The sequence below is a fragment of the Gordonia sp. McavH-238-E genome, from assembly GCF_022348225.1.
GTDB lineage: Bacteria > Actinomycetota > Actinomycetes > Mycobacteriales > Mycobacteriaceae > Gordonia > Gordonia terrae.
The window spans coordinates 1-16,581 of record NZ_JAKRFE010000027.1 but is presented as its reverse complement, the minus strand read 5'-3'; the positions used below and the strand labels follow the sequence as shown (position 1 = coordinate 16,581).

The 16,581-nt window shown below is 68.7% G+C and carries 12 protein-coding genes and 1 rRNA gene; all 13 read left to right on the top strand.

What is annotated here, in order from left to right:
* Window positions 1–22 precede the first annotated feature (22 nt).
* Window positions 23–2,500 carry a phenylalanine--tRNA ligase subunit beta gene (pheT, locus tag MHN80_RS24790; protein ID WP_239404040.1) on the top strand — a complete coding sequence of 826 codons (2,478 nt, stop codon included), beginning with the start codon at window positions 23–25 and terminating at the stop codon, window positions 2,498–2,500.
* A 65-nt stretch (window positions 2,501–2,565) separates the two neighbouring features.
* Window positions 2,566–3,624 carry an N-acetyl-gamma-glutamyl-phosphate reductase gene (gene argC / locus MHN80_RS24785; RefSeq protein ID WP_239404039.1) on the top strand — a complete coding sequence of 353 codons (1,059 nt, stop codon included), beginning with the start codon at window positions 2,566–2,568 and terminating at the stop codon, window positions 3,622–3,624.
* Window positions 3,621–4,889 carry a bifunctional glutamate N-acetyltransferase/amino-acid acetyltransferase ArgJ gene (argJ, locus tag MHN80_RS24780; RefSeq protein WP_101821501.1) on the top strand — a complete coding sequence of 423 codons (1,269 nt, stop codon included), beginning with the start codon at window positions 3,621–3,623 and terminating at the stop codon, window positions 4,887–4,889. The genes argC and argJ overlap by 4 nt, the downstream gene beginning before the upstream one ends.
* Entirely contained in the window at window positions 4,886–5,803 is a 918-nt protein-coding gene (argB, locus tag MHN80_RS24775; protein ID WP_239404038.1) for an acetylglutamate kinase, read from the top strand. Before argJ ends, argB begins: the two co-directional genes overlap by 4 nt.
* Complete coding sequence (locus MHN80_RS24770) at window positions 5,800–6,993, top strand: acetylornithine transaminase (RefSeq protein ID WP_239404037.1); 1,194 nt, start codon at window positions 5,800–5,802, stop codon at window positions 6,991–6,993. Before argB ends, MHN80_RS24770 begins: the two co-directional genes overlap by 4 nt.
* Window positions 6,990–7,913 carry an ornithine carbamoyltransferase gene (argF, locus tag MHN80_RS24765; RefSeq protein ID WP_004018765.1) on the top strand — a complete coding sequence of 308 codons (924 nt, stop codon included), beginning with the start codon at window positions 6,990–6,992 and terminating at the stop codon, window positions 7,911–7,913. The genes MHN80_RS24770 and argF overlap by 4 nt, the downstream gene beginning before the upstream one ends.
* Window positions 7,914–7,960: 47 nt before the next feature.
* Complete coding sequence (locus MHN80_RS24760) at window positions 7,961–8,467, top strand: arginine repressor (protein ID WP_004018766.1); 507 nt, start codon at window positions 7,961–7,963, stop codon at window positions 8,465–8,467.
* A 159-nt stretch (window positions 8,468–8,626) separates the two neighbouring features.
* A complete protein-coding gene (locus MHN80_RS24755; protein ID WP_004018767.1) occupies window positions 8,627–9,826 on the top strand; it encodes an argininosuccinate synthase in 1,200 nt (399 codons plus the stop codon).
* Window positions 9,823–11,295: an argininosuccinate lyase gene (argH, locus tag MHN80_RS24750; protein WP_239404036.1), complete on the top strand. Its 1,473-nt coding sequence runs from the start codon at window positions 9,823–9,825 to the stop codon at window positions 11,293–11,295. Before MHN80_RS24755 ends, argH begins: the two co-directional genes overlap by 4 nt.
* A 94-nt stretch (window positions 11,296–11,389) precedes the next feature.
* Window positions 11,390–14,386, top strand: coding sequence for an AMP-binding protein (locus tag MHN80_RS24745; RefSeq protein WP_101821497.1), 2,997 nt, complete (start codon window positions 11,390–11,392; stop codon window positions 14,384–14,386).
* Between the two features lie 5 nt (window positions 14,387–14,391).
* Entirely contained in the window at window positions 14,392–14,607 is a 216-nt protein-coding gene (locus MHN80_RS24740; RefSeq protein WP_033206417.1) for a Trm112 family protein, read from the top strand.
* An 87-nt stretch (window positions 14,608–14,694) separates the two neighbouring features.
* Window positions 14,695–16,011, top strand: a complete 1,317-nt coding sequence (tyrS, locus tag MHN80_RS24735; protein WP_239404035.1) for a tyrosine--tRNA ligase — start codon at window positions 14,695–14,697, stop codon at window positions 16,009–16,011.
* 447 nt (window positions 16,012–16,458) lie between these two features.
* A 16S ribosomal RNA gene (locus MHN80_RS24730) occupies window positions 16,459–16,581 on the top strand; the annotation flags it as partial.

Genomic DNA, 16,581 nt, shown 5'->3' with positions numbered 1-16,581 from the left:
CGACGAAAGTAGTTGATACACAGTGCGTGCACCACAGTCCTGGTACACCGAGGTCCTCCGCGCCGGCGACCCGCAGTGGTCGGCCACGACCGAGGAGATCGACGCCGGTTTCGTCCGCGTGGGTTTCGAGATCGAGGACATCGAGCGGTTCCCGGAGATCACCGGCCCGCTCGTGATCGGTCGCGTCGAGACCATCGAGGAACTCACCGAGTTCAAGAAGCCGATCCGATTCTGCACGGTCGCGGTCGGTGAGGCCGAGCCACGCGGAATCGTCTGCGGTGCACGCAACTTCGCCGAGGGTGATCTGATCGTCGCGGCCCTGCCCGGCGTCGTGCTCCCCGGTCCGTTCGAGATCGCCTCGCGCAAGACCTATGGACGCGTTTCCGACGGCATGATCTGTTCGGTCTCCGAGCTGGGGATCGGTACCGATCACAGCGGCATCCTCGTCCTCGCGCCCGGAACCGCCGAGCCCGGTGCCGACGCCCGCGAGGTGCTCGGACTCGACGACGCGGCCATCGACGTGAACGTGACGCCGGACCGCGGTTACGCGTTCTCGGTGCGCGGACTCGGGCGCGAACTCGCCGGCAGCTTCGGGGTTCCGTTCGTCGATCCGGGACTGCGATCGGCGGACCTGCCGGACGACGGTTCGGTCCCGGCGTGGCCCGTCGCCATCGACGAGAACTCCGGCGCCACGCGCTACACCGCGCGGGTGATCACCGGCGTCGACCCCACGGCCATCTCGCCGTGGTGGATGCAGAAGCGGCTCATGGTCGCGGGGATCCGCCCGATCTCGGCGATCGTCGACATCACCAACTACGTGATGATCGAGCTCGGGCAGCCACTGCACGCCTTCGACGCCGACCGGATCACGGGCACCGTCTCCGTCCGTTCGGCACAACCGGGGGAGAAGCTCACCACCCTCGACGACACCGTGCGCGTCCTCGACCCCGAGGATGTGCTGATCACCGATGACACCGGGCCGATCGCCCTGGCCGGCGTCATGGGCGGCGCGAGCACCGAGGTGGGGCCGGAGACCACCACCGTGCTGCTGGAGTCGGCGACGTTCGACCCGGTTCGTGTCTTCCGCACCGCGAAGCGCCACAAGCTGACATCGGAGGCCAGCAAGAGATTCGAGCGGGTCGTCGACCCTGAGATCACCGCGGTGGCCTCCGACCGTGCGGCCGGACTGATCGTCGAGATCGCCGGCGGTACCGTCGCATCCCCGCTGTCGGAGACGCACGTCCAGACCCCGATCCGGTCGACGATCTCGATCCCGGCCGACGAACCCGATCGCGTCGCGGGTATCGGGTATCCGCCCGGCACCACCCTGACCAGGCTGACCGAGGTCGGCTGCGTGGTGACCGGAACCGAAGAACTCGACGTGTTCCCGCCCTCGTGGCGCCCCGACCTCCGGCAGCGCGCCGACCTCGTGGAGGAGGTCCTCCGGCTCGAAGGCCTCGAGGACATCCCCGCGGTGGTGCCCCGAGCGCCGGGCGGCACCGGACTCACCCCGGTTCAACGTCGTCGACGCAGCGTCGGCCGCACCCTGGCGCTCGACGGCTACGTCGAGGTCCTGCCGTACCCGTTCATGCCGTCCGGCGTCTTCGACCTGTGGGACCTCCCGGCCGACGACGAACGCCGACGCACCGTCAAGGTCCTCAATCCGCTCGAGTCCGACCGTCCCGAACTGAACACCACTCTGCTTCCGGGCCTCCTGGAAATGGCGGCGCGCAACATCGCCCGCGGACAGCGTGACCTGTCGCTGTTCACGATCGGACAGGTCGTCATCGCCGGTGATCACGTGGCCGCTGTCGACGCGCTCGATGTGACGCGTCGCCCGACCGACGAGGAGATCGCCGCACTCGACGCCTCACTGCCGCATCAGCCGCTGCACGTCGGCGTCGTGCTCACCGGATTGCGCGATCCCGCCGGGCCCTGGGGGCCGGGACGCGCTGCCGATCACCTCGACGCCTTCGAGGCGGCCCGCACGATCGGCCGGGCGGCGGGGGTGACCGTCGAGCTCACCGCCGACGATCACCGGCCGTGGCATCCGGGCCGCTGTGCGCGGCTCACGGTCGACGGTCGCACGGTCGGTTACGCGGGCGAGCTGCATCCGGCTGTGCTGGAGCGGGCGCACCTGCCCAAGCGGACCTGCGCCGTGGAGATCGACATCGATGCGCTTCCCCTGGACCAGCGACTCCCGGCGCCGTCGGTGTCGGTGTTCCCGGCTGTCCTGCAGGACGTCAACGTCGTGGTCGGCGGTGAGGTCCCGGCCGCAGACGTCCAGGCCGCACTCCGCGACGGAGCCGGCGACCTGCTCGAGGACATCGCATTGTTCGACGTCTTCACCGGGGAGCAGGTCGGCGCGGGCAACAAGTCGCTCACGTTCTCGCTGCGGTTCCGCGCGGCCGATCGGACTCTCACCGAAGACGAGGCCAACGAGGCGAAGCTGGCCGCCGTCGACGCCGCGGCCTCCCGGGTGGGTGCCCGTCTGCGCTGACCCGGTCCCAGCGCGGGAACCACCCCGCCGTGAATTGATTTGCATCCTGCTGCATAATGATCAACATGGCTTCGACGAGCTCAACCAGCGGTGTGAAGGTGGCGGTGGCCGGTGCAAGCGGCTACGCGGGTGGCGAGATCCTCCGACTGTTGTGCGGGCACCCCCGCCTGCGATCGGGTGACCTCGAGATCGGTGCGCTCACCGCCGGCGGCAATGCCGGCACGCCCCTGGGGACCCATCACCCGCACCTGTTGCCGTTGGCCGATCGGGTGCTGGAGGACACGACCCCGGAGGTCCTGGCCGGACACGACGTCGTCTTCCTGGGCTTGCCGCACGGTGCGTCGGCGGTGATCGCCGACGCACTGCCGCCGACCACACTCATCATCGACTGCGGTGCGGACTTCCGGTTGCGGGACGCAGGCGAGTGGACCGCCTACTACGGCGGCGATCATGCCGGGACGTGGCCCTATGGTCTGCCCGAGCTGCCCGGCAATCGGGAGGTCCTCAAGGATGCGAGCCGGATCGCGGTACCCGGCTGCTATCCGACGGTGTCGATCCTGTCGTTGCTGCCGGCCATCGCGGCCGGGATCGCGGACCCGCATGTCACGGTGGTCGCCGTGAGCGGCGCCTCGGGTGCCGGCCGGTCTCCGAAGGTCGATCTGCTGGCCTCGGAGGTCATCGGGTCCGCGCGCGCGTACGGAGTCGGCGGCGTCCATCGGCACACGCCGGAGATCTCCCAGGCCCTCTCGGCTGCGGCCGAGCAGCCGGTGACGGTCTCGTTCACGCCGATCCTGGCGCCGATGGCGCGGGGCATCCTCGCCACGTGCACCGCGCGGACCGGTGCATCGGCCGCCGAGGCACGCGCGGTGTATGAGAAGGCTTATGCCGACGAGGAATTCGTGCACGTGCTGCCGGAGGGCAGACTGCCCGCGACCGGATCGGTCATCGGGTCGAACGCCGTGCAGCTCGGCGTCACCGTCGACGAACGCGCCGGGACCCTCGTGGTCGTCGGTGCGGTGGACAACCTCACCAAGGGGACCGGCGGCGCCGCGGTCCAATCGATGAACCTGGCGCTGGGCTGGACCGAGAACGAGGGACTGAGCACCGTGGGAGTGGCACCGTGACCGGAACCGGACAGACCGACAGCGCGGGAACAGAGCAGGATCGGATCGAAGGTGGTGCGCCCGGCGATCACCCGCGGCTCGTGCGGGGCCAGGGTGTCACGGCGCCCCTCGGCTTCCGAGCTGCCGGCATAGCCGCCGGGATCAAGGTCTCCGGCGCCCCCGATCTCGCTCTGGTCTTCAACGAGGGGCCCGACTACGCCGCTGCCGGCGTCTTCACCCGCAACCAGGTGAAGGCCGCGCCCGTGCTGTGGTCGCAGCAGGTCCTCACCACCGGCCGGCTGCGCACTGTCATCCTGAATTCCGGTGGTGCGAATGCCTGTACGGGCCCGGGCGGGTTCCAGGACACCCACCGGACCGCGGAGGCGGTGGCCGACGCGCTCAGCAACTGGGGGACGAGTACCGGCGCGGTCGAGGTCGCGGTCTGCTCGACCGGCCTGATCGGCGATCGACTGCCGATGGACAAGGTCCTGGCGGGGGTCACCGAGATCGTCCAGGACATGGGTGGCGGTCTGTCCGGCGGGACGGATGCCGCGCACGCGATCATGACCACCGACACCGTCCCCAAACAGGCTGCGCTGCATCACCCGCAGGGGTGGAACGTCGGCGGCATGGGTAAGGGCGCGGGGATGCTCGCGCCGTCGCTGGCCACCATGCTGGTGGTCCTCACGACCGACGCCAGTGCGACCGCCGAACAACTCGACACCGCCTTGCGCAGGGCGACGGCACGCACGTTCGACCGGTTGGACATCGACGGCTCGTGTTCGACGAACGACACGGTGCTGCTGCTGAGTTCGGGCGCCAGCCAGATCCCGGTCGACCAGACCGACCTGGACGACGCGGTCTTCGCCGTCTGCGACGATCTCGCCGCGCAGATGATGGCCGACGCGGAGGGCGTCACGAAGCGGGTCGTCATCACGGTCTCCGGTGCCCACACCGAGGACGATGCGCTGACGGTCGCCCGGGCCGTCGCACGCGACTCGCTCGTCAAGACCGCCCTGTTCGGTTCGGATCCGAACTGGGGTCGGGTACTGGCCGCGGTCGGTGCGACGCCGGTCACCATCGACCCCGATCGCATCGCGGTGTCATTCAACGGCAGTCCGGTGTGCGAGAACGGGTTCGGCGTCGAAGGCGCACGGGACGTGGACCTGTCGGGCACCGACATCGCCGTCGTCGTCGACCTGAAGCTGGGAGAGTCCGCGGCGAGCGTCCGGACCACCGACCTCTCGCACGCGTACGTCGAAGAGAACTCGGCGTACTCGTCATGAGCGAGACGACATCGGGAGTCCACCCGATCGACCCCGCCGACGGTCTCGCGAAGGCGACGGTCCTCGCCGAGGCGCTGCCCGCGCTGCAACGACTCGCGGGCGCGACCGTCGTCGTCAAGTACGGCGGCAATGCCATGGTCGACGACGACCTGAAGAAGGCGTTCGCCGCGGACATGGTCTTCCTGCGCGCATGTGGGATGCACCCCGTGGTGGTTCACGGTGGCGGCCCGCAGATCTCGGCGATGCTGAAGCGGCTGGGGCTCGCCGGAGAGTTCAAGGGCGGGTTCCGGGTCACGACCCCCGAAGTGATGGACGTGGCCCGGATGGTGCTGTTCGGACAGGTCGGGCGCGAACTCGTCGGGTTGATCAACTCGCACGGCCCGTACGCCGTCGGCATCACCGGCGAGGACGCACACCTGTTCACCGCGGCGCGGCGGACGGTGCTCGTCGAGGGGGTTCCGACCGACATCGGCCTCGTCGGCGACATCGCGTCGGTCAACACCTCGGCGGTTCTGGATCTGGTCGCCGCCGGCCGTATCCCGGTCGTCTCCACGATCGCCCCGGACCGCGACGGCGTGGTCCACAACATCAACGCCGACACCGCCGCCGGTGCGCTGGCCGAGGCGCTCGGTGCGTCCCGACTGGTGATGCTCACCGACGTCGAGGGTCTGTACACGAACTGGCCCGATCGCGGATCCCTGGTGTCCCGGATCGACACCGACACACTGACCGGACTGTTGCCGTCACTCGACTCGGGCATGGTCCCCAAGATGGAGGCCTGTCTGCGCGCGGTCACCGGTGGCGTCGACCGTGCCCACGTGATCGACGGCCGCGTGGCACATTCCGTGCTCGCCGAACTGCTGACCGAGAGCTCGACGGGCACCACCGTCGTCGTACCGGAGGAGGAATCATGACCGCGCCACTGCAACAGCGCTGGGCACAGTCGCTGATGAACAACTACGGCACACCGGCGATCGCCCTCGTCGGCGGATCGGGCGCCCACGTGACCGACGCCGACGGCAAGCGCTACCTCGACCTCCTCGGCGGGATCGCGGTCAACGCACTCGGCCATGCGCACCCGGCGATCGTCGAGGCGGTGACCACCCAGCTCCAGACGCTCGGGCACGTGTCGAACCTGTACATCGCCCCGCCGGTCGTCGAACTCGCCGAGAAGTTGCTCGACCGTTTCGGCCACCCGGGCCGCGCTTTCTTCTGCAACTCCGGGACCGAGGCCAACGAGGCGGCCTTCAAGCTCGCCCGGCGGACCGGGCGGCCGGAGATCGTCGCCGCGGAGAAGGCCTTCCACGGCCGCACGATGGGTGCGCTCGCCATGACCGGTCAGCCGGCGAAACGGGAGCCGTTCGAGCCGATGCCCGCCGGCGTCCGCTTCGTCCCCTACGGGGACATCGACGCTCTCGACGCGGTGGTCTCCGACCGCACAGCGGCGGTCATCCTCGAACCGATCCTCGGTGAGGCGGGCGTCATCGTGCCGCCCGCGGACTATCTGGCCGCGGCTCGCCGGATCACCGAAGAGCGTGGCGCGCTGTTGGTCCTGGACGAGGTCCAGACGGGGGTGGCCCGGACCGGCACCTTCTTCGCCCACCAGCAGGTCGGGATCGTCCCCGACGTGATGACCCTGGCCAAGGGACTGGGCGGGGGACTGCCGATCGGGGCGTGCATCGCCACCGGCCGCGCGGCCGACCTGTTCGAACCGGGCCAGCACGGCACCACCTTCGGCGGCAATCCCGTCAGTGCCGCAGCCGCGCTCGCCGTACTGCGCGTCATCGACTCCGAGGGTCTCGTCGACTCCGTTGCGGCGGTGGGCAAGTCGATCGCCGCCGGCATCGAGGACCTGCAGCACCCGCTGGTCTCCCATGTCCGGGGCGCCGGTCTGTTGCTCGGCGTGGTGCTGACCCAGCCGTTGTCGCAGCGCGTCGAGGCCGCGGCCCGGGATGCGGGGTTCCTCATCAACGCGCCCGCACCCGACGTCCTACGGCTGGCGCCGCCGCTGATCCTCACCGAAGAGGAGGGCCAGAGCTTCGTGGCTGCTTTGCCGGGACTGCTCGACACCGCCGCCACATCGACCGAGGGAGACAAGGCATGACCCGACATTTCCTGCGTGACGACGACCTGTCCCCGGCCGAACAGGCCGAGGTGCTCGCCCTCGCCGCCGAGGTCAAGGCGAAGCCGTTCGACTTCCGACCGCTGGAGGGACCCCGCGGAGTCGGCGTCATCTTCGACAAGAACTCGACCCGCACCCGCTTCTCGTTCGAAGTCGGCATCGCCCAACTCGGCGGGCACGCCGTCGTGGTCGACGGCCGCACCACGCAGCTCGGGCGCGAGGAGACGCTGGAGGACACCGGCCTCGTGCTGTCCCGGTTCGTCGACGCGATCGTGTGGCGCACCTTCGGCCAGGATCGACTCGATGCGCTGTCGTCGGCCGCCACGGTCCCGGTCGTCAACGCCCTCTCCGATGAGTTCCACCCGTGCCAGGTGCTCGCCGACCTGCAGACGATCATCGAGCACAAGGGTTCTCCCGCCGGCCTCACGATGACCTACCTGGGTGACGGCGCCAACAACATGGCGCACTCGCTCGCCCTGGGCGGTGTCACCGCCGGGATGCACGTTCGGATCAGTGCACCGGACGGCTTCCAGCCGGATCCCGGCGTCATCGCCGACACCGAGCGCCGCGCGGCGCAGACGGGTGGTTCGGTGGAGCTCGTCGGCGATCCCGTCGCCGCGTCCACCGGTGCCGATGTCCTGGTGACCGACACCTGGGTCTCGATGGGGCACGAGGACGACGGCAAGGACCGCACCGCGCCGTTCCGTCCGTACCAGATCAACGACGCGCTGCTCGCGCACGCCGCCGACGACGCGATCGTGCTGCACTGCCTGCCGGCACATCGCGGCGACGAGATCACCGCATCGGTCATCGACGGGCCGCGCAGCGTCGTGTTCGACGAGGCGGAGAACCGCCTGCACGCGCAGAAGGCCCTGCTGATCTGGCTGCTGGAGCACCAGTGACTCGCGAATCGCAGTGAGCAGGAGTTCGTCATGACCGGGAATCCACGATGACCGCCGGGGCCGAGCCCTCGGAGAGCCGGCTGGCCGCCACCCGGGCGGGACGCCATGCGCGGATCATCGAGATCCTGTCCACGCATCAGGTCCGCAGCCAGTCCGAACTGCAGCGGCTGCTCGCCGAGGAGGGCGTCGACGCCACGCAGGCCACCCTGTCGCGCGACCTCGACGAGCTCGGCGCGGTGAAGCTGCGCGCGGCAGACGGCGGGGCGGGCGTGTACGTCGTTCCCGAGGACGGTTCGCCCGTCCGCGGGGTGTCCGGCGGTACCGACCGACTCGGCAGGCTGGTCTCCGACCTCCTGGTGTCGACCGACAGCAGCGGCAACCTCGCGGTGCTGCGCACGCCTCCGGGCGCCGCGCACTACCTCGCGGCCGCGCTCGACCGGGCACGCCTGCCCGACGTCGTCGGGACGATCGCCGGGGACGACACGATCTTCGTGGTGGCTCGCGAACCGCTCGACGGCGCCGGGCTCGCGCGGCGGATCGAGGGACTCGTGTAGCCGCGCCCGGACCTGAACCGAACCAGCCGACCAGCACAGAACAGACACACCACACCAAACGAACAGCCGCGACACCGCCAATCGGTACCCGGACGGTGTCGCCGGAACACCGGGGCCGATGATGGACTCGGTCAACGCGCAGAACAGGAGCTTCACCTCATGGCAGAACGTGTCGTACTCGCATACTCGGGCGGCCTGGACACCTCGGTCGCGATCAGCTGGATCCAGAAGGAGACCGGCAAAGAGGTTGTCGCCGTGGCCCTGGACCTCGGTCAGGGCGGCGAGGACATGGAGGTCATCCGGCAGCGCGCACTGGACTGCGGCGCGGTCGAGGCCGTCGTGGTCGACGCCCGCGACGAGTTCGCCGATGAGTACTGCCTCGGCGCGATCACCTCGAACGCGCTCTACATGGACCGGTACCCGCTCGTCTCGGCACTGTCCCGGCCGCTGATCGCCAAGCACCTCGTCACCGCGGCCCGCGATCACGGCGGCACCGTCGTGGCCCACGGATGCACCGGCAAGGGCAACGACCAGGTCCGCTTCGAGGTCGGGTTCGCCACTCTCGCACCGGATCTGCAGGTACTCGCCCCGGTCCGCGACTACGCGTGGACCCGCGAGAAGGCCATCGCCTTCGCCGGCGAGAACGACATCCCGATCAACGTGACCAAGAAGTCGCCCTTCTCCATCGACCAGAACGTGTGGGGTCGTGCGGTGGAGACCGGCTTCCTCGAGGATCTGTGGAACGCTCCCACCAAGGACGTCTACGACTACACCGAGGATCCGACCGTCAACTGGAATTCCCCCGACGAGGTCATCATCGGCTTCGACAAGGGCCGCCCGGTCAGCATCGACGGACGTCCGGTGAGCGTGCTCGAGGCCATCCAGGAACTCAACCGACGCGCGGGTGCGCAGGGTGTCGGACGACTCGACGTCGTCGAGGACCGGCTCGTGGGCATCAAGAGCCGTGAGGTGTACGAGGCCCCCGGCGCCATGGTCCTCATCCGCGCGCACGAGGAGCTCGAGCACGTGACCCTCGAGCGCGAGCTCGGTCGCTACAAGCGCGGCACCGACCAGAAGTGGGCCGAGCTGGTGTACGACGGTCTGTGGTTCTCGCCGCTGAAGCGGTCGCTGGACTCCTTCGTCGCCTCGACGCAGGAGCACGTGACGGGCGAGATCCGGCTGACCCTGCACGGCGGCACCATCGCCGCGACCGGTCGCCGCAGCTCCGAGTCGCTCTACGACTTCAACCTCGCCACCTACGACGAGGGCGACACCTTCGATCAGTCCGCCGCGCGCGGCTTCGTCGAGCTGCACGGCCTGTCGTCGAAGATCGCCGCGAAGCGGGACCTGAATCTGTGAGTGCGGGCACCGGCGGCGGTAGCGGCCCGGAGACGGGCGGGACGACCAACCAGGGTTCGCTCTGGGGTGGTCGTTTCGCCGGTGGCCCGGCCGAGGCGATGGCCGCGCTCAGCAAGTCGACCCACTTCGACTGGGCGTTGGCCCCGTTCGACATCGAGGCGTCGAAGGCGCACGCCCGCGTCCTGAACAAGGCCGGGCTGCTCACGGCTGACGACCTCACCGGGATGATCGACGGTCTCGATCGTCTCGCCGCCGATGTCGCCGACGGCAGCTTCGGGCCGGCCGAGTCCGACGAGGACGTCCACGGCGCCCTCGAACGCGGGCTGATCGAGCGGGTCGGCCCCGAACTCGGTGGCCGGCTACGCGCGGGACGGTCGCGCAACGATCAGGTCGCGACCCTGTTCCGGATGTGGCTGCGCGCCGCGATGCGTCGGGTGGCGGTCGGGGTGCTCGACGTCGTCGAGGCGCTGACCGCGCAGGCGGCCGCCCATCCGGACGCGATCATGCCGGGCAAGACCCATCTGCAGGCGGCGCAACCGGTCCTGCTGGGGCATCATCTGCTGGCACATGCACAGCCGTTGCTGCGCGACATCGATCGGCTCGCCGACGCCGATCGTCGGACAGCGGTGTCGCCGTACGGTTCCGGTGCACTCGCCGGCTCGTCGCTCGGGCTGGATCCGGCGGCGATCGCGGCCGACCTCGGTTTCGACGCGCCCGCCGAGAACTCGATCGACGCCACCTCGGCGCGTGACTTCGCCGCCGAGGCCGCGTTCGTGTTCGCGATGATCGCGGTGGACCTCTCCCGGTTGTCTGAAGAGGTGATCATCTGGAGCACACCGGAGTTCGGCTATGTGACGCTCGCCGACGCGTGGTCCACCGGCAGCTCGATCATGCCGCAGAAGAAGAACCCGGACGTCGCCGAGCTGATGCGCGGCAAGGCCGGGCGGCTCATCGGTGACCTGACCGGGTTGCTCGCGACACTCAAGGCACAACCGCTGGCCTACAACCGCGACCTCCAAGAGGACAAGGAACCGGTCTTCGACGCGGTCGCCCAGCTGGAGCTGTTGCTGCCGGCGGTGACCGGACTGGTCTCGACGCTGGAGTTCCACACCGACCGCATGGCCGAACTCGCTCCGGCGGGCTTCACCCTGGCCACCGACATCGCCGAGTGGATGGTCCGGCAGGGCGTGCCGTTCCGCGTCGCCCACGAGGCCGCGGGCGCCTGTGTCCGCGAGGCGGAATCACGCGGCGTCGGCCTGGACGAGCTCGACGACGCGACGCTGGCCGGTGTGCATCCCGCGCTGACAGCGGCCGTGCGCGAGGTCCTGACGGTGCGCGGTTCGGTCGAATCGCGCAGCGCGCACGGCGGTACCGCGCCCGAGCAGGTGCAGCGACAGATCAAGGTGGTGACGGCTGCGACCAACGATCTGCGGACTCGTTGGACTGCTGGGCCCGGCGGGCGACGCTGATCCGGTACGACTGAGTACAGTGACCTGTGTCACCGACGCTGTGTGTTCGACACGCGGGTGAGACCGGGACACCGACGACTGGAGGATCGACACGATGGCGGTGTGGGACGGGGGCCCCGATATCGCGGGGGTGGTCGGCAGGGTGTTGGCCACCGCGCAGAACGGCCTCGAGGTGTTGCGGTTCGGCGGACTGGAGACAGGTACCGAGCCGGCGCCGTTCGCGGTGGTCGAGACGCACAAGATGTTCCGGCTGCGCCGGTATTTCCCGAACGATCCGTCGACCGGCCCCAACATCGTTCTGGTGCCGCCGATGATGGTGTCGGCCAACGTCTATGACGTGACCGAACACAACGGTGCGGTTTCCATCCTGCACCGCAACGGCATCACGCCGTGGGTCGTCGACTTCGGATCGCCGGACTCCGAAGAAGGGGGGATGGAGCGGAACCTCGCCGACCACGTGGTCGCCATCAGCCGGGCGATCGACCTGATCGTCGAGGCCACCGGGCGCGACATCCACCTGGCCGGTTACTCCCAGGGCGGCATGTTCGCGTACCAGACCGCGGCGTATCGCCGATCCAAGGGGATCGCGAGTCTGATCACCTTCGGCAGCCCGGTGGACGTGCTCGCCGCGCTGCCCCTGGGGCTGCCCGCCGGCCTGGTGGCGCCGGCGGCCGAATTCCTGGCGGACAAGGCTTTCTCACGCAATCTCTGGGTGCGGGATTGGATGGCGCGCACCGGCTTTCAGCTACTCGACCCGGTGAAGACGGTGCGCAGCCGGATCGACTTCCTCCGTCGACTACACGACCGCGAGGCACTCCTGCCACGTGAGGACCAGCGCCGCTTCCTCGAAGCCGACGGCTGGGTCGCCTGGTCGGGCCCGGCGATCGCCGAGCTGCTGCGGCAGTTCGTGGCGCACAACCGGATGGTGTCCGGGGGCTTCGTGATCAACGGCGACCTCGTCTCGCTCGCCGAGATCACCTGCCCGGTCCTCGCGTTCGTCGGCGATGCCGACGACATCGGCCAACCCGCGGCGGTGCGCGGGATAGTCAGGGCCGCGCCCGACGCCGAGGTCTTCGAATCCGCGCTCCCGGTCGGACATTTCGGACTCGTGGTCGGCAGCGCGGCCGGCGAGCACACCTGGCCGACGACCTCCGACTGGGTGAACTGGCTCTCCGACAACGGTCCGCGCCCCGAGCTCATCACCGAGATGTCGCTCGTCGAACCGGGCCACGGCGGCGGGGTCAGTCTGTCCTCGCGCATCACGCACGGAGTGGGCTCGGTGGCCGACGCCGGCACCGCTGCGTCGCGCGAACTGCTCGGTCTGGCCAACTCCCTGCAACGGACCTCGCGGGCGGTGGCGTCGGAATCGGTGCGGACCGTGCCACGACTGTTCCGCCTCGGACAGATCCAGAGCGGGACGCGCATCTCCCTCTCGAAACTGATGGCCGAGAACACCAAACGCGGCGGCGACAGCGAGCTGTTCCTCTTCGAGAACCGCGTGCTCACCCACGCCCAGGTGAACGCACGCATCGACAACGTGGTCGCCGGCCTCGTCGACTGCTGCATCCGTCCGGGCCAGCACATCGGTGTGCTGATGGACACCCGGCCCAGCGCCCTGGTCGTCATCGCCGCGCTCTCCCGCCTGGGGGCGGTGGCGGTGCTGCTCGCCGCGGATGCCGACGTCCGCGAGATGATGCGGCTCGCCGACAGTTCGGTGATCGTCACCGATCCCACCAACCTCGACCTCGCGACCGCCGCCTCGGACCGGGTGCTGGTGCTCGGCGGGGGGAGTGGCGATTCCCGTGCGATCGACGGCGCCGACGGGACATCTATCGTCGACATGGAGCGCATCGACCCCGACGAGGTCGTCATGCCGACCTGGTACCGACCCGATCCCGGGCTCGCGGGAGATCTCGCATTCATCCTGTTCAGCCGTGCGTACGGCAAACTCGTCCCCTGGCCGGTGACCAACCACCGGTTCGCGATGTCGGCCTTCGGCGCGGCGTCGGCGGCGGCGCTCACCGACCGCGACACCGTGTACTGCCTGCCTCCGCTGCACCATGCGTCGGGACTGCTCACGACGCTGGGCGCGACGGTCGTCGGGCGCTCACGCATCGCGCTGTCCAACGGCATCGATCCCGCGAACTTCGCGGTGGAGGTGCAGCGCTACGGGATCACCGTCGTGTCCTACACGTGGTCGATGCTCAGCGGCATCGTGCGCGACCCCGACTTCCACATCAACCAGCACAACCCGATCCGGTTGTTCATGGGCTCCGGCATGTCGGCGGGACTGTGGGAGGACGTGTGCGCCAGCTTCCCTCGCGCGCGCATCCTCGAGTTCTTCGCCACCGCCGACGGTTCGGCGATCCTCGCGAACGTGTCCGGGGACAAACTCTCCTCCGTCGGCCGGCCGCTGCCGGAGACCAATCCCGTCGAGGTCGCGGCCTACGACATCGTCGGCGACCGGTTGCTCATCGACGACTCCGGCTTCGTCCGGCGTGCCGAGACGGGGGAGCCCGGTCTGCTCCTGGCCAAGGCGAAGCACAAGTTCGACACCAACGGGACGGTCCTTCGCGACGTCTTCACGACGCGGGACCGGTGGGAGGTGTCGGGACACCTGTTCGTCCGGGACGCCGACGGCGACCTGTACTTCCTCGGGGCGACCGACCGCGTGCTGCGAACCGCCGACGGGCCGGTGTTCATCCCGCCCCTCACGCACGCGCTCTCGCGGCTCAAGAGTGTCGACCAGGTCGTCGTGTACGGCGTCGGCGAACCCGGACACCAGGTCGTCGTCGCCGCGATGACCCTTCGGCCCGGAGTCAAACCGGACTCGCTGACGGTCAGCCAACTGCGGATCGCGCTGGGGGAGTATCGAGCCGACGCCCGACCGCACCTGATCCACGTCGTCGAGGAGATCCCGAAGTCGGCGTCCTTCCGACCGCTGAGCACCGGCCTGGTGGAGGAGGGACTGCCGAAACCCGGCGCGCGCGTCTGGTACCGGGACGATGACGGCCGCTACCGCAGGTACACCCGGACCGTGGCGGAGAAGCTGGACTGGACCGGCTCCCGGACGAGCGATGCCCTAGGGTGATCGGGGTGACGACACGCGCTGAGGCCATCGACCCGATCGTGCGCGAACGCCTGGCCTGCCCGCAGGACCACGGTCCGCTGATCGACGCCGGCGACGAGCTCTACAACCCGCGGCTGCATGTCGCGTACCGCATCGACTCCGACGGCATCCCGGTGATGCTGGTCGACGAGGCGCGGGCGGTCGACGACGCCGAGCACGAGCGCATCGTCTCCTCGAAGTAGTCCGATCGTCGGTCGGGTCCGGGTGCCGGGCTCCGGCGCGCCTCACCTCACCCGCGACCCGATCTCGTCGGATGACAAGATCGAGGGGTGAGTGCTGACAACGTCGAGACCCCCGAGCCGACCGCCGTTCCCGCAACCGTCGACATCCTCGACGAGCTGCACTGGCGTGGGCTGATCGCTCAGTCCACCGATCTGGCTGCCCTGGGTGATGCCCTCTCGACCGGGCCGGTCACCCTGTACGCGGGGTTCGATCCGACAGCGGCGAGTCTGCACGCCGGACACCTCGTACCGCTGTTGACCCTCAAGCGGTTCCAGCTCGCCGGCCATCGTCCGATCGTCCTCGCCGGCGGAGCCACCGGTCTGATCGGTGACCCCCGTGACGTGGGGGAGCGGACGATGAACTCGGCCGACACCGTCGCCGAGTGGGCCGGACGCATCGACGCGCAGCTCCGACGATTCGTCGACATCGCCGACTCCCCGACAGGTGCGGTGGTGGTCAACAACCTCGACTGGACCGGTCAGCTGTCGGCGATCGAGTTCCTGCGCGATCTGGGCAAGCACTTCTCGGTGAACGTGATGCTCGCCCGAGACACGGTGAAGCGTCGTCTCGACGCCGACGGCATGAGCTACGCCGAGTTCAGTTACCTGCTCCTGCAGTCGAACGACTTCGTCGAGCTCCATCGCCGGTACGGATGCACGCTCCAGATCGGTGGCTCCGATCAGTGGGGGAACATCGTCGGCGGGGTCGACCTGGCCCGACGACTCGACGGCTCGGCGCTACACGCGTTGACCGTTCCCCTCGTGACGTCGGCGGACGGCAAGAAGTTCGGCAAGTCCACGGGCGGCGGGAGTCTGTGGCTCGACCCGGAGCTGACGAGTCCCTACTCCTGGTACCAGTACTTCGTGAACACGGCGGACGCCGATGTCGTCCGCTACCTGCGCTGGTTCACGTTCCTCGGGCGGGAGGAGATCGACGAACTCGAGCGCGCGACCGTCGAGACCCCGCACCTGCGTCGCGCGCAGCGACGTCTCGCCGCCGAGATGACAACCCTCATCCATGGCAAGGCCAACACCGATGCGGTCGAGCTGGCCAGCCAGGCGCTGTTCGGCCGGGCCGAGCTCGACGAGCTCGACGAGGCAACCCTCGCGGCCGCTCTCGGCGAGACCTCGGTCGCCGACTACCCCGATGGCCGACCGACCATCATCGAACTACTCGTCGACACGAAGCTGTCGGAGAGCAACAAGGCCGCACGTCGTGCGGTGTCGGAGGGGGGCGCGTACGTGAACAACACCAAGATCACCGACCCGGAGTGGCAGCCGGCTGATGCCGACCTGCTCCATGGACGGTGGTTGGTGGTCCGTCGCGGCAAGAAGAGTTTCGCCGGCGCCAAACTAGGCCGCTGACCAGGCGATTTGACGCGTTGTTCGCGCCTGTGTAACTTAATCGACGCACCGCAGAGAGCAACTCCCCCGGAGCCGCAAGCACCGGGGAAGCAAAAGTGCCCGAGCCACTCGCTCGGGCCGCCTGTGCGGGGCCACTCCCGAGAACAAGAGCGTGTGTATTCATCACGCTCTGGGAAGCTCGTCGGAGCCGGCTTCACATCGAAGACGTCTGGCGGGTGTGTGTTCTTTGAGAACTCGATAGTGTGTTGGTGGATTGTTTGATGCCATATTTTTGGTGTCAGATGGTTTGCTTGGATGATGTGTCCGCGACCTCGAAGTCGCGAGATGCTGATGAGTTTATTTTTTGATGCCAGTTTTTTTGAGGATTATTTGGTCAGGTTTTGCTTTCCTGGTTGAAACATTTGTGTTGAAACGTCGGCTTTCGGGTCGGTTTGGTTTCTGCATTTTTTCATGGAGAGTTTGATCCTGGCTCAGGACGAACGCTGGCGGCGTGCTTAACACATGCAAGTCGAACGGAAAGGCCCAGCTTGCTGGGTACTCGAGTGGCGAACGGGTGAGTAACACGTGGGT